Source organism: Paenibacillus taihuensis, from assembly GCF_003386535.1.
Classification (GTDB): domain Bacteria; phylum Bacillota; class Bacilli; order Paenibacillales; family Paenibacillaceae; genus Paenibacillus_Z; species Paenibacillus_Z taihuensis.
In genome coordinates this window covers 72,646-86,130 of sequence record NZ_QTTN01000005.1, presented here as the reverse complement: position 1 = coordinate 86,130, position 13,485 = coordinate 72,646, and the positions used below count along the sequence as shown (strand labels likewise).

The following is a 13,485-nucleotide window of genomic DNA, read 5'->3' as shown; positions in this document are numbered from 1 at the left end:
CGTTTCAGCGATCCCCCTCGCCTTGAGCCGGCAATAACAGCCGCATCTCTTGAGCCGCGCGCGTGTAATCTGCCGTCTTCTGGACCTCCGCCAAATGCCCATCCGCCAAGGCGCATAGCGCGTGTGCCGCATAACGTACGCCTGCCGCCCCTGAACTCGGACCCTCTCCATCCGGCCTTAGATCCAATAGCGCACCAGCCACGTCTCGAACCGGGCCCTCCGCAATTCCGCTTCGAATGAGCAGCGGCAGCCATTCCAGCGCAACATCCGGGAAAGGCGACTGCTCTGCCATGCCGAGCCATGCCAACGCCTGCCCGAGCGAACCCGCAGCCCCCGTCGAGAGACCACCATCGTCGTCACTGCTGCCACAAGCAAGAGCTTCGCAATCCTCCGCCACCGAGAGCCATGGCTGAAGCATTGCCCGCTCTGTTGCCTCAGCGTCAGCTAGTCTCCGCGTCAACCAAATCCGCAGTGCCTTATAACACCCGCTCCGACGCATCACATCCGCCAGCTTAAGCGACGCCTGCGGCGAATCGAGCGTGAACCGCTGCTCCACGAACTCCGCCAGCCGCTCCTCGTCACCGCCAATGCGCATCATATGGCATAACCGGTACAGCGGAGCAAGCAAGCTGCTCCGGAACCGCACCGCCTCTGCATACCAGTGTGCTGCCGTCTCGAAATCCAGCTCTGCCTCATGCATACTGCCGAGCCAATACGCCGACTGGTACGAGCCCATGCCATCCTCCGTATGATAGATCGCAGGCGCCTTCCCAATATGAATCGCCGCGGCAAAAGCCTCCGCAGCCTTCCTTCGCTTCCCAAGCGCTGCAAGACCGATCCCCTTGGCATGCCATAGATCCGGGTAATCCGCGTACCACGCCAGCCCTTCCTCGGCCAGCGCCAGCGAGTCCTGCCATCGCCGCAGCGCCTGCAAGCATTGCACTTCATGCTTCACCAGCAGATGCGCATAGCTGATGCTCGCATAATCGATCCCGTCCCTCGCCTGCCGGAACGCGCGCAGCGCATCCTCCAGCGCACGGCCGCGGAAATACTCCACGCCAAGGTTATACCAATGAAACCGGTTCTCCGGCTCCTCAACAACAGCACGTTCGAGCAGTTCGCGATTGCGCTCGAGCTTGTTTTTGGCGATGACGACTTCCCGTTTGTAACCGTAATGATGAATAATAACATCGCTTAGATGAAACCGCGCATCCGGCGTATGGCGCGTAATCGGTCCGGCGATTTGCTCATGAATCCGCCCTTCGAACCGATATCGCCTGTCGTTCCGAAACATCCGCAGCACAGGGTTGATCGTGGCTCCATCCGAACCGCTGTCGCCCATATAGTTCCATATGTTTAGAAAATAGCCCGTAATTGCCCGCTCCCGCGCCAGCATCCGCAGCTGCCCGCCCGTTCCCGCATCCAGCTCCTCATCGGCATCGAGAAACAGAACCCACTCGCCCGCAGCACGGGCAAGCCCTGTATTCCGAGCCGCCGCAAAATCATTCGTCCACCGCGCGTGCACCACTTCCGCGCCGTACCGTTTCGCGATTGCAACCGAATTATCGGAGGAACCTGTATCCACAACGACGATCTGATCGACGATGCCTTGCACGCTTTGCAAGCAGCGGGGCAGACTCGCAGCTTCGTCCTTCACAATCATGCAGAGCGATATGAGGCCGCCGCTAGCTTTCTTCTTGTGCTTCGAGGACATTCGCCCGCCTCCTCTGCGCGCCAGTGAACGGCGTTCGCCAGCCCGCGGCGTGCACGCGTATCAACGCCGACTGGACATGCTCCAAGTCGGCATTCGGCCAGCCTCCGCCAAGCGTATGCTGAGCGCCCGCCCATGGGAGCAACGCCTCCATCGCTAGCGACAACGAGCATGCGGCAGCTCCAAGCCTTGCCGTTACGGCAAGCTCCGCCGACAAGTCAGCCGCTCCCGCAATCGCCCGCTCGAACAGCGCGAGCGCTTCTCCATAGAGCCGCTTCCCATACAGCAGCTCGCCTAAGCAGCACAGCTCCTCCGGCGCGAGCTGCCGCTGTTCCATCGCCTGCAGCAGCAAGCCTGCGGCGGCATGCGTATAGCCGTTCTTATAGAGCGCATATGCATACCGTTCTCCAAGCGATGCATCCAGCTCCTTAAGCCGCCCCGCAAGCGGCAGCAAGCCAAGCTCAAGCGCACGACCGAGCAGCTGCTGCACTGCTGCTGACGGATCAGCCATCGGTTCAATCAACAGTTCAGCTGTCGCCCCCTCCACGCCCGCCAACAACCGGTCTACCGCAAGCAACGCCGGAGACCACGGACACGACGGCTCTCTCACTTCCACCAGCTCGCCCAAGCTCCAGCTGCACAGCGCCGCATCCATGCTCAGCTCTGCCGCGAGCTCCTCCGCGGCGGACCAGCCAGCCGCCCACGCGGCCATCAGCACGGCCCGCGCTTCGCGCACGAGCCCTGCGCCAATGAGGCATGCCGCATAGGCGCGCGCTTCCTCCGGCGTGAGCGGTCCCGCCTCGCGCCACAACGGCAGTGCGGCGGCATACGCACCGATGCCGCCCAGCACCCGGGCTTGCAGCGCCAACAGCTCCGGCGCTTCAAGCCCCACGCATGAAGCCATCGCCGCGCGGATGGCTTCATCGCTCTTGCCCGCGGCCTGCAGCTGCTCCGCCCAGCCGGCCAGGGCATCCACATAGCGCGGCGCTTCGCCCGCCGCCGCTTCAAACAACCGCTGCGCGGAATCGGCGCGGCCGAGCGCCGCCTCCGCGGCAGCGAGCCCGCAGCGGGCGCGATAGCTCCCCGCGCCCGCCTCCACCACATAGCGGGCGGCGGCAGACCCCGCCGCCCCCGCTTCCAGCGCCGCCTCATAGGCGCTGCGCGCTTCCATCACGCGATGCTGGCGCATCAAGCTGTCGCCGTAGAGCAGCTGCACATCGGGATAGTCGCCGTAACGGTCGACTTCCCGGTGAAGCAGCGCAGCTGCCTCGTCGGCGCGATCCCGCGCCAGCAGCGCCTTCGCATAATCGCGCACCAGCGTCGGCCGGTACGGCACCTCGCTCGGCGCAAACAAATAAGCCAAAGCGAACGCCGCGCAGGCGTCCTTTGGCTTGTTCAATTGGCAGAGCGTGACGCCCTTATTGTAGAGATGGAACGGGTCGTCCGGCGTGAGGCGCAGCGTCTTCTCGATAAGCCTTAGATTGCGCTGCGCTTTTCCTTTGCGAGCGATCGCTTCGGGCAAATATCCGTCATGCAGCAAAGCAAGCCCGCATTGGCGACCGTCCACCCCAGCGATCGTCCCGGACACTGACCGCCGGACAAGCTGCTCGTGGATGACGCCCGTGTACCGGAACCCGCAGTCAGCACGAAAGAGACGAACCGCTTCATGCCTAAGCGATTCGCTCTCCCCGCTGCCATATCGGCTCTGAATCGCGACGCGGAAGGCATCGCCATCCGCTTGCCGCAGCAGCTCCCGCAGCTTCAGCCGCGTTGCGCCAGCCGCAATATGCTCGTCCGCATCCAGTACAAGCACCCAAACCGTACGCGCCGCGTCCAGCCCGGCATTTCGCGCCGCTGCAAAATCATCCGTCCACGCATGCTGCACCACTCTTGCGCCGTATGATTTTGCAAGTTCAAGCGTCCGATCTGTTGATCCGGTGTCCGTGACGACAAGCTCATCCGCCAGCCCTTCCACGCTGCGAAGGCAGCGGTCCAGAACGTCTTCCTCATTGCATGCGAGTACATGGATGCCGAGCAGCATCGAATCACACTCCTAGGTTAAGTGCCTTGACCGTTGAAGAATACATCCACTGTCGTTGCGTTACCGGCCGCAGAAGAACGATACGCAAGACGTGTATATTTGAGAAACCGCTGCGGTACCAGTACGTCTACGCTGCCGACGGCAATGCCTGTCGTTGAAACGACATCGGTGTACCAGTTGGAGCCGTCTGCGCTGATCTCTACGCGGGCATCCGCGTTGTTCGCACCTGGCCCCCGATTATAAACGAAGAACGAGTACGTGCCGAGCACGCTTGTCGTTACCGCGCTAAGAGGCGTGAACGTATCGTCCGTTACCAGCGCCGAGTTCGCCTGTTCCACGAACGTTTTCTGCGAAATCGAAGTGACGCTGCTCAGCGTTCCTGCCGTGATCGTAGCGCCCATTACGCTTGTAATTGTACCGTCAAGCAAGTTCGTCACCGCTGACAGCGTTCCTGCCGTGATTGTCGCTCCCATCACGCTTGTGATCGTACCGTCAAGCAAGTTCGTCACCGCTGACAGCGTTCCTGCCGTGATTGTCGCTCCCATCACGCTTGTGATTGTACCGTCAAGCAAGTTCGTCACTGCTGACAGCGTTCCTGCCGTGATTGTCGCTCCCATCACGCTTGTGATTGTACCGTTTAGCAGGTTTGTTACCGCTGTCAGCGTTCCTGCTGTAATTGTTGCACCCATTACGCTTGTAATCGTACCGTTCAACAGGTTGTCGATCGCGCCGACCGACACCGTACCGCCGGAAATCGTAACGCCAGAAATGCTCGTAATCGTACCATCCATAATAATGTTGAGAATACGACCTTCCGTATCCGTTGCCACAGCTCTCGCCGTCTGCGTCCCATCCTGACCGAAGATCAGCGTCCGCAGGTTGTCCGGATTCGGGTTAAAGCTCGAAAAGTTAGGCATGGCCTCACACTCCTTCATACACCAGCTACTTCATATTTTGAGCTTGAAAATAAATGCAGAGCACTGTCGGCTTGCCCGGTTGCTGGGACTTCACCGCCACGCGCATATAACGTAAAAAGCGCGAAGGCACAACAATGCCCATGCTTTCGTTCTCCACAACTCCTTCCATATCCGTCGCATAATCGATTCCATTGGGGCCAATTTCAAGCTTCACAACCGCCGGTTCTTCTCCGTCATTGACAATTGCATAGGAATAGACGGACTTGTTCGATGCATCCTGCGATGGCAGCGCGACAAACTCGTCTGTCGTCACAATGTTCAAAAACTTGCGTTCGGAGAATACCCCCTTATGAGCTGCCGGGCGGGGCTTTGGGCACGCTGGCGGACGGTTGCGTTTTTTGGTTGGTCTGGTTCTTCCGCATCGCGGGGGAAGCGATTCATCTCTTCCCTTGGAACCTTGTTTTCTACTTTCACTCATGTCATCTTCCCCTTGGCGACATTTATGCTTCTTTACTCTATGTCTTCTCTGTTTATATGGAAACGGCGGTTGTACGCCGGGAATTGGCATCTTTTCATAAACCCCGTACTTCCCTAGGACAAGTGAAATGCTAGCGCCATTTACTAGAGCACATCAACCCCATCTACATGCAGCAAAATAACGCCTACACCTCGCCCGGCGTCGTCGGAGGGCCAGAAGCGGATGCGGAGAAGAACGGCATTTTATTTATTTTGAATACGGGCAGCGTGAGTGTCGGCAGCGGCAAAGCTCTACATCTCGCGTATCCCCGGCGGCACCAGCTTCTTCGCCGTCCCGCTCTCTCGTCCAACGCGAACATGTCGTGGTGGGAAGGGTAGTTCGAACGCAAAAAAGCCACAAGCGAGCGGGCTCGCCTGTGGCTTTTTTAATTTAAGTAAATAACCTCATCCGCAAACTCTTCCACAACTGAAGCGCTTTGGACTGGAATGATCGTAATACCGTTCTGCTGTTTTATGAGGGCGGAGTTGAAACCAAGTCGATAACTAAGAATATTTTTAGCCTCACCAATCCAAGGGAAACAAAAAATCTGTCTTCCATGCAAAAGACCAACAGCAGTAGAAGCATTGAAACGCTCATTACCGACATGCTGGAAAATTCTATCCAATCTGGTTGGCGAAAGCTCGAACCGGTTTATCAGCTCTTCTAGTGAAAGCTGGTTTAACGGAGCGCTTTGCAGTTTGGTCATCATTTCGCCTCCACTAATATGGAAATGTACCCCAATCAACTGTAATACAGAAATACAGAATTCTAAGGAACTCCACACACCTTATTTGCTCGTTTTGAGCGGAAATGAGGGCGCGTGACACCAAATAAGGTTACTGGGATTCCTTAGCGCTGCGAAGGGTTGAAAAATCGGCAAATAAGCGCTGTACGGTTCCTTACCCTAGCAAAATGACCCGCGATAAACAAAAAAACCACATCGCCCCGCACCCGCGGTAACCATGTGGTTTTCTTTATCTATGACTCCTGCGTGCCGCATGTGCTCTCATGCACGGCGCTCGTCAGCTTGCGGAGCTGATCGCGCAGGGCGGTGAACTCCTCCAGCGGCAGGTTCATCTGGCAGAAGAACCGCTCCGGTATGGTTACGGCCTGCTCCTTCATTGCCCGCCCTTCGTCCGTCAGGCGGACGAGAACGCTGCGTTCATCGGCCGGATCGCGTTCGCGGCGAATGAGGCTCATCGCTTCCAGCTTCTTCAGCAGCGGCGTTAAAGTGCCGGAATCCAGATACAGTCTGGCGCCGAGCTCCTTCACGGGCACTCCGTCCTTCTCCCATAGCGCAAGCAAGGTTACATACTGGGTATACGTGATGCCGAGCTCATCCAGAAACGGGCGATACAGCTTCGTCACTTCACGTGCGCAGGCATAAAGGGCAAAGCACAGCTGATTATCGAGCGTAAGCAGGTCACTCTTATCCATCGCTGTCTCCCTCTCTCAAGTTGTTGGCAATTAAATTGCATGCAATTGGTGTAGCTAGAATATCAGGCTGCCGCCGCTACTGTCAACTCTCTTAGACAGCCGCCGAACGGTGAGCGAGCAGCTGCTCCGCAATCGCCTGATGGCCTCTGCGCTGCGCCCATGCCAGCGGCGTCGCCCACTGCGGCACGCCAGCCGGCTCTGCCTCGGCGCCTTGCTGCAGCAGGTAAGACACCATGTCGCTCTTCCCGTATTTGGCCGCCCAGCCGAGCGGGGTTGTTTCATGCTCCTTGTCGACAGCCCCCAAGTCGGCGCCATGAACAATCATCAGCTCCGCGAGCTCCAGCTTGCCTTGCAGCGCAATCAAGTGCAGGTAGCTGACGCCGAGCCAGTTCGTGTGATTCGGGTCTGCGCCGCCTTCGAGAAGCAGCTTCACCATGTCCGCATCTGCGTACGAACAGGCGTAATGCATATAGTTACTGGCGTACCACGGCTCGCTCAGCGGCGCTTGATGGCGAAGCAGCAGCTTGACGATCGCCGTGAAGCCGCAGCTCGCCGCCTGCGCAAGCGGCCCGTAATCGCCGCCATCTATAGACGACGGATTCGCTGCAAGCAGCTCGCCGACCAGATCGATGCGGCCGAGCGCGCACGCGCCTGTCAAAGTCACATTGCCGCCGTACGCATAGACCAGCTCGATCAGCTCCTGATTGCCCTCTTGCAGCGCCGCGTAGACGGCGTTTCCGCTCGCTTCCACCTCTGCGTTCGGATCGGCACCATGCGCAAGCAGCAGCTTCACGCATGCCGTATGCTTGCCTCTAACCGCAGCATACAATGCGGCTCCGCGCGCCGCATCCCGCTCCGCCGCGTTCGGATCGGCTCCCGCGGCAAGCAGCCGCTTCACCACTTCCGCATAACCACGCTTCGCAGCATAGTAGAGCGCAGATCGCCCGGAAGCATCCCGCGAATTCGCCAGCGCCTCGTTCTGCTTCAGCAGCTCATCAACTCGCATAGCATCACCAGTCGCGGCAGCTAGGAAGAGATCGCATGGCACGCCGCCTCGGCCAATGAGATAGCCGAGCAGGAAGCTGGTATCGCGACTAGCGTCTTGCGGCAGATTGCGATTCGCGCGATAGAAGTAATCGCCCTCCAGCGCTAGCTGCGCAGGCTGACTTCCGTCTCCCCGCTTCGCAAGCGGATCCGCTCCCATGATCAGCAGCCGGTCAATCAGCTCCAGCTGACGGGTCATAACCGCCCAGTGCAGCGGCGTATTGCCGCGCTCGTCGCTCGCATGGATCGCTTCCGGGTGCTGCTCCAGCAATTCGAGCAGCTCCCTGAGCTTGCGATCGCGAATAAGCGCAGCCAGCTTCTCGCCAATCGGCTCCACCTTCAACGTGCGCTGCAAATGCTCTCGCAGCAGCTTTACAACCGAATCATGGCCGCGGTCCTGCGCCTTCTGCAGCAGGGAATCCTGCCAGCTGAGGCAGGGCTGCTCCGAAGCATCGGCTCCATAGCGAAGAAGCAGCTCCACAAGCTCGTCATGCCCTCCGCGCACAGCAAAATGCAGCGGCGTGAAGTATCCCCAGCTCGCCGCTGCAAGTGATGCATCCTTATCGAGCAGCTCGGTAACCGCTGCCGTATCGCCTGCCATACAACCTTCAAACAGAAGTCCGATCGTTTCTGGCATGCGCATCCGTCATCACCCCCACTTTTTTTAATTGAATGAAAGCTCGAAGCATGGCAACGCGCCACACGACAATCATACCAAATGCGAGAATGAAGAAGAGTCCGCCGGTCTGCGGAATCGTAATATGCTGCTCCACCAGATCATGTACGAGCAGACGAATGATCAAGAGGCCCAGCAGGATGAAGATAAACATCTTGGACCGTTTGAGAATGATATCGTCGCCCACCCGCTCCAGCTTCGACGTGCGAATCAGCGGATATGCGAACAAGACCGCCCCAACGGCAAAAGCGATAAGCGCCCACGACCACGGCACTCGCGTGATCGGAACGACGAACATAAGAAAGCCGGTCGACATGCCGATCGGCGGAATGATGATTTTGCGCATCGTTGTCGGCCGATTGCTTGCGCGCAGCCTTAGAAACATAACTGCAATGCCTGATAACAGCGTGATAAAAATCGATGCAAGATGAGGAAGTGAGAACGAATGCGGAAGAGTCATGAAGAAGCGGCTCCTTTACCTAGATAACGTAAACAGGCTTACTTCCTCTAATCCTACTCATTTTGCTGTACGGTTGCAAATAGCGGATCATCTATATTACCCTTCAATAATCGCTTTTACTCTGCCAACGTCGCCGGATTGCAGCCGAACTTTAATGCCATGCGGATGATTCGGGGAATTGGTCAAAATATCCTTCACCACGCCGCGCGTCGTCCGCCCGCTCGCCTGGTCCTTCTTCAGCACAATATCGACCGTGATCCCTGGACGAATATTCGAACGCTGTTGTCCATTCAAACTCATCGTTTCTAGCTCCTTCTATGCATACTGCTTTGTAATGTTCCTAATCATAATGCAGGGAACAGATGAAGTAAAGAAAGGGGGACCGCCCCTCGCAAAAAGGAATTGACAGTGAGAATGAGAATTACTATCATTATATTGTTAGCTCTTACCACGGTTTCGAAAGAGGTCGGTCACGACATGAAGAAGATCAAGTATTGCTGCAGAAACTTCAAACACGGTTCGAAGTCCGTATTCAAAGCATTGAAGCACGAGTTCCCTGATCTGAAGCAGAAGAAGAAGGACTGTCTGGGCAGCTGCAGGATGTGCTCCAAGCAGTGCATGGTGATGATCGGGAAGACTGAGGTCGTTGTCGCGCCTTCCGCCGAGAAACTGTATGAGAAGCTAAAGCACCGGATAGGATAATATGGCATTGTATGGTACGATAGGGGAAGAAGCTGTCAGCTCCTGTAAGATGGGCTCACGCTTCGTCTCTTTTTCTTTTATACAAACTAATTTGAAGAGGGAGGTGCGGCCGATGATCAACGAAACACTCAGCCAAGCTTTGAACGAGCAACTGAACTTCGAGTTCTACTCCGCGCACGTATACCTGGCTATTGCCGCTTACTGTTCCGGAGAAAGCCTCGATGGATTTGCCAATTTCTTTATTGTTCAAGCCGAAGAAGAACGTTTCCATGCGATGAAGTTGTACAAGTATCTCAACGATCGCGGGAAACGTGTCACCCTAGCAGGCATGGGCACGCCTACCAATGAATATAAATCGATTCTCGATGCGTTCGAGCATGCTTTCGACCACGAGAAGGAAGTGACGAAGCGGATTTACCACCTGTCCGACCTCGCCCTGAACGATCGCGAGCATGCGACTATTCAGTTCCTGAAATGGTTCATTGACGAGCAAGTCGAAGAAGAAGCGATGTTCGACAGCATCATTAACAAGCTGAAGCGTATTGACCAAGACAGCAACGCGTTCTTCATGCTTGATAATGAATTTGCAGCGCGGACTTTCGTTCCGCCGACGAACGCCTAGAACGAGCAATCGCCCTCAGCCTGCCATAACCGGCAAGATGGGGGCGATTCGTTTATTGAGATACGGGAGACAAACGCTATGATTCTACATAAAGGCGAAATGCTGTTCCGTCAGGGCGAGACCGGACCGTTATATCATCTGAAATCCGGGATGTTAAAAATCGTACGCGTCCACGAGGACGGCTCGCAATTCATCGTGAACATCATCGTCCCAGGGGAGACGATTCCTCATCACTCCCTGATAAGCCCGAATCCCTACAATGGCTCGGCTGTCGCGCTCGTGACCTGCGAGGTCGACGTACTGCCTGAAGCCGCCTGGTACCAGGCGCTGGAGCAGGATGCCGAACGCTGCCACCAGATTGCCCTCCAGCTGCAAAATAAACTTCGGATGATGCAGCAGCGTATCGATCAGCTGACCGAGGTGACCCCAGCCGAGAAGCTGCGGAAGCTTGCGGCTTGGTTCCAGCAATTTATCGCGCCGGCCACATTGACTGAAGTGCTCACGCAGGACGAGATCGGCCAGCTGATCGGACTTCGGCGCGAGACGATAAACCGGCTGCTGCGCGGGCAGAAGAAGGCTTAGCGCTGCGGCTGAGCTTCCGTTTCTGCCTCCAAGCTGCCTGCAGGACCAAAGAATTCATAGTGAATGTCCGCAGCATCGACGCCAAATTCCTTCAGCGTGCTGTTCATCATCCGCATGAATGGTACTGGACCGCAGAAGTAGAATGCCGCATTCGTTGTTGGGATCACTTTCTTCAGCCACGGAAGATCGATGTAGCCTTCTTTGTCAAAAGCTTGCAGTGACCGGTCGTTCATCGTCGGCTTATCGTAGACAACGTAATTGGATACTTGCGGGTGAAGGCTTGCCAGCGCATCTACTTGCTGCTTCATGGCGTGAACGTCGCCATTTTGTGCAGCATGAATGAAGATGACTCTCCGCTTCGGATTGGCGGTGACGATCGTTTTCAGCATGCTGACCATTGGCGTCAGGCCAACCCCGCCGCTGAGCAGGACAAGCGGACGTTCATCTTGCTGATCCAGCGTGAAGGCGCCGGCTGGTGCCGACAGATGGAGCACATCTCCTTCACCAATTTGCTCATGCAGGTACACGGATATTTTGCCTGCCGGTCTGTTCTGCAGCGTATCCTCTCTTTTTACCGAAATGCGGTAGTACGGCTTCCCTGGCGCATCCGAGAGGCTGTATTGACGGATATGCGTATTCGCTTCGCCTGGAATGTCCAGCTTCACGCTCACATACTGCCCTGGCTCGAAAGTCGCGATCGCTCCTCCATCCTGCGGCACCAGATAGAAGGACGTAATGACTTCGCTCTCGACGATCTTCCGTTCCACACGGAATGCACGGTAATCCGCCCAACCGCCTTCCTGCTGTTCTGCAGCTTGGTACATACCCGCTTCCACTTCGATGAAGACTCCTGCAATGACACCGTAAGCATCCGCCCACGCCCCAAGAATCTCGTCCGTAGCCGCATCGCCCAGCACTTCCTTGATTGCTTTCAGCAGCATTTGACCGACAATTGGATATTGCTCCGGCTTCACGCCAAGGCTCCGATGCTTCTGTGCGATCTGCTTCACGGCTGGCAGAATCATCTCCAGCTTGTCGATGTGCAGCGCTGCGGCATAGACCGCATTCGCAAGTGCCGTCTGCTGCTTGCCTTGACGCTGGTTCGCATGATTGAACAGGTTCAGCAGCTCTGGATAGTTACTGAATAGCAGCTCGTAGAATCGTTTCGTAATCGCTGTTCCGTGGATTTCGAGCACCGGTACCGTCGACTTAATAATTTGGATCGTTTTATCATTTAGCATGGCTTATTCCCCGCTTTCATAAGCTTGTTGAGTCTCTTGTAAGTCTTGCTGTTGTTTATGACTCAAGTATAGCGGGAACAGCCGGCATGCCGATGTGATTGGAATCACACCGATTGAAAACGATCTGTGACAACTCGGGGGATGCAAAAAAGAGCCCTTGCGCTCGCGCTCAAGGGCTCTCTTCTTAATTATCGCGATTTACGCGATGTCACAATGGTCAGCGCGAACTTCGGCAGCACGAGCTGTCTGCGCCAGCGGGATGGCTGCTTCAGCAACCGATACAGCCACTCTACATTGAGCTTCTGCCAAATAACCGGCGCGCGCTTCACTTTGCCGGCGATAACGTCGAGGCTGCCCCCAACGCCGAAAGCAATCTTCGCCTTAATGCGGCTCTTATGCTTATAGATCCACTTCTCCGCTCCAGGTGCGCCAAGCGCGACGATGACCATATCCGGGCGCTTCTGCTCGATATCGGCGACGAACGCATCTTCCTGCTCCGCATTGAAGAAGCCGTTATGGCGGCCAACGATCGTAACGCCAGGATAGCGATCCTTAATGATCTCGACTGATTTGGCGTTCGTCTCTTCATCCGCACCGACGACGTACAGCGAGAATGGCTGCTGCTTCGCTCCTTCGAGCAGCCTCACAAGCATATCATACCCTGTTACCCGCTCCGGTATATGCTCGCCCTGCCATTTGGCAGCGAGTACGATGCCAATGCCGTCCGGCGTAATGAGGTCCGCTTCCTCGACAATCTCTCTCAGCTGCGGATTATTCCGCGCCGCCATTACGATTTCCGGGTTGGCCGTAATCAGATGAAACAACGGCTTGTCCGTGCTTGCGAGCTGTTTCTGCAGCAGCTTCACTGTATCATCCATCGTCCGTTTCGAGAACGAAACGCCTAAAATATTAATGGTATCCATCGTTTTACCTTCCTTTTCACGCACATGATGTCTCAGCCCATTGTAGCACAACGGCCAAATCTGTTAAAACTTAGCGGAACAAGCCGACGACCCATCGAATGAAGTCACCGACGATTGGTACGAGCCCGAAGCCATGCTCCCCGATGGCGACAATGCCGTAAACGCGCTCACCAATGGCAACTGCCCCGGCAACATGCTCGCCAAGCGCAACAGCACCAAGCGCATATTCGCCAATCCCTACCGCGCCGACCGCTGATTGTCCAATTGCGACCGCACCGATGGCAAGCTCGCCGATCGCTACTGCACCGCCGACCAGACCGTTCCCGATCGCTACTGCACCTAGTGTAAGCAGCCCGCCAAGTGCGACTGCACCAACGGAAATAACGCCGAGCGAGATTGCACCGCCCGCAACAAGTCCAATCGCGATATCGCCGACCGCGATGACGCCGACCGCGATTTTCGGCTTACTCTTCCCTACGCTTGTACGTATGCTGACAAGAGGGAACTTCGAAGCTGGCCATTGATAGTCAATCTCTTCATTACCCTTTCCAATGTAGCGGTTAAACCGGAGCAGCCGCTTCCACTCGAACATGGTTGATACCTCCCGCCAAG

Annotated in this window: 16 protein-coding genes; 4 read left to right on the top strand and 12 right to left on the bottom strand. The window is 56.5% G+C overall.

The annotated features are described in order from the left end of the window. Positions 1-4: 4 nt before the first annotated feature. Genes A8990_RS06090 through A8990_RS06075 form a run of 4 tightly spaced genes read right to left on the bottom strand, consistent with a single transcriptional unit; the run spans position 5 to position 5,147 of the window. Positions 5-1,714, bottom strand: a complete 1,710-nt coding sequence (locus tag A8990_RS06090) for a tetratricopeptide repeat-containing glycosyltransferase family 2 protein (RefSeq protein WP_116188127.1) — start codon at positions 1,712-1,714, stop codon at positions 5-7. Continuing rightward, positions 1,686-3,752, bottom strand: a complete 2,067-nt coding sequence (locus tag A8990_RS06085) for a glycosyltransferase family 2 protein (RefSeq protein WP_116188126.1) — start codon at positions 3,750-3,752, stop codon at positions 1,686-1,688. Before A8990_RS06085 ends, A8990_RS06090 begins: the two co-directional genes overlap by 29 nt. Positions 3,753-3,769: 17 nt before the next feature. Then, complete coding sequence (locus A8990_RS06080) at positions 3,770-4,669, bottom strand: DUF6385 domain-containing protein (protein ID WP_116188125.1); 900 nt, start codon at positions 4,667-4,669, stop codon at positions 3,770-3,772. A 25-nt stretch (positions 4,670-4,694) separates the two neighbouring features. Continuing rightward, entirely contained in the window at positions 4,695-5,147 is a 453-nt protein-coding gene (locus A8990_RS06075) for a DUF6385 domain-containing protein (protein WP_147306780.1), read from the bottom strand. A gap of 167 nt (positions 5,148-5,314) precedes the next feature. Here A8990_RS06075 and A8990_RS31415 point away from each other — a divergent pair, with 167 nt between their 5' ends. Continuing rightward, a complete protein-coding gene (locus A8990_RS31415) occupies positions 5,315-5,524 on the top strand; it encodes a hypothetical protein (RefSeq protein WP_181909426.1) in 210 nt (69 codons plus the stop codon). Positions 5,525-5,571: 47 nt separating this feature from the next. Here A8990_RS31415 and A8990_RS06070 read toward each other — a convergent pair whose 3' ends face one another. The 5 genes from A8990_RS06070 to A8990_RS06050 form a co-directional block, all read right to left on the bottom strand. Beyond that, positions 5,572-5,892 carry a hypothetical protein gene (locus A8990_RS06070; protein ID WP_116188123.1) on the bottom strand — a complete coding sequence of 107 codons (321 nt, stop codon included), beginning with the start codon at positions 5,890-5,892 and terminating at the stop codon, positions 5,572-5,574. Between the two features lie 272 nt (positions 5,893-6,164). After that, positions 6,165-6,623 carry a MarR family winged helix-turn-helix transcriptional regulator gene (locus A8990_RS06065; RefSeq protein WP_116188122.1) on the bottom strand — a complete coding sequence of 153 codons (459 nt, stop codon included), beginning with the start codon at positions 6,621-6,623 and terminating at the stop codon, positions 6,165-6,167. Positions 6,624-6,714: 91 nt separating this feature from the next. Beyond that, positions 6,715-8,310, bottom strand: coding sequence for an ankyrin repeat domain-containing protein (locus A8990_RS06060; RefSeq protein ID WP_116188121.1), 1,596 nt, complete (start codon positions 8,308-8,310; stop codon positions 6,715-6,717). Beyond that, the gene (locus A8990_RS06055; protein WP_116188120.1) at positions 8,276-8,803 is read right to left on the bottom strand and encodes a CcdC family protein; all 528 of its coding nucleotides are present in this window, start codon (positions 8,801-8,803) and stop codon (positions 8,276-8,278) included. The genes A8990_RS06060 and A8990_RS06055 overlap by 35 nt, the downstream gene beginning before the upstream one ends. 96 nt (positions 8,804-8,899) lie before the next feature. Continuing rightward, positions 8,900-9,097 carry a YwbE family protein gene (locus A8990_RS06050; protein ID WP_116188245.1) on the bottom strand — a complete coding sequence of 66 codons (198 nt, stop codon included), beginning with the start codon at positions 9,095-9,097 and terminating at the stop codon, positions 8,900-8,902. A 183-nt stretch (positions 9,098-9,280) separates the two neighbouring features. Between A8990_RS06050 and A8990_RS06045 the strand changes: the two genes are divergently transcribed. From A8990_RS06045 to A8990_RS06035, 3 genes are all read left to right on the top strand, one after another. Next, a complete protein-coding gene (locus A8990_RS06045; protein ID WP_116188244.1) occupies positions 9,281-9,505 on the top strand; it encodes a DUF1450 domain-containing protein in 225 nt (74 codons plus the stop codon). A gap of 115 nt (positions 9,506-9,620) precedes the next feature. Further along, entirely contained in the window at positions 9,621-10,127 is a 507-nt protein-coding gene (locus A8990_RS06040) for a ferritin (RefSeq protein WP_116188243.1), read from the top strand. A gap of 78 nt (positions 10,128-10,205) precedes the next feature. Then, on the top strand, positions 10,206-10,709 hold the full coding sequence (locus tag A8990_RS06035) for a Crp/Fnr family transcriptional regulator (protein WP_116188119.1): 504 nt from the start codon (positions 10,206-10,208) through the stop codon (positions 10,707-10,709). Here A8990_RS06035 and hmpA read toward each other — a convergent pair. The 3 genes from hmpA to A8990_RS06020 form a co-directional block, all read right to left on the bottom strand. Further along, complete coding sequence (gene hmpA / locus A8990_RS06030; RefSeq protein WP_116188118.1) at positions 10,706-11,950, bottom strand: NO-inducible flavohemoprotein; 1,245 nt, start codon at positions 11,948-11,950, stop codon at positions 10,706-10,708. The two genes, A8990_RS06035 and hmpA, sit on opposite strands and share 4 nt — an antisense overlap. Positions 11,951-12,138: 188 nt before the next feature. Further along, positions 12,139-12,873, bottom strand: a complete 735-nt coding sequence (locus A8990_RS06025) for a WecB/TagA/CpsF family glycosyltransferase (RefSeq protein WP_116188117.1) — start codon at positions 12,871-12,873, stop codon at positions 12,139-12,141. 70 nt (positions 12,874-12,943) lie between these two features. Beyond that, a complete protein-coding gene (locus A8990_RS06020) occupies positions 12,944-13,465 on the bottom strand; it encodes a hypothetical protein (RefSeq protein WP_116188116.1) in 522 nt (173 codons plus the stop codon). Positions 13,466-13,485: the final 20 nt, after the last annotated feature.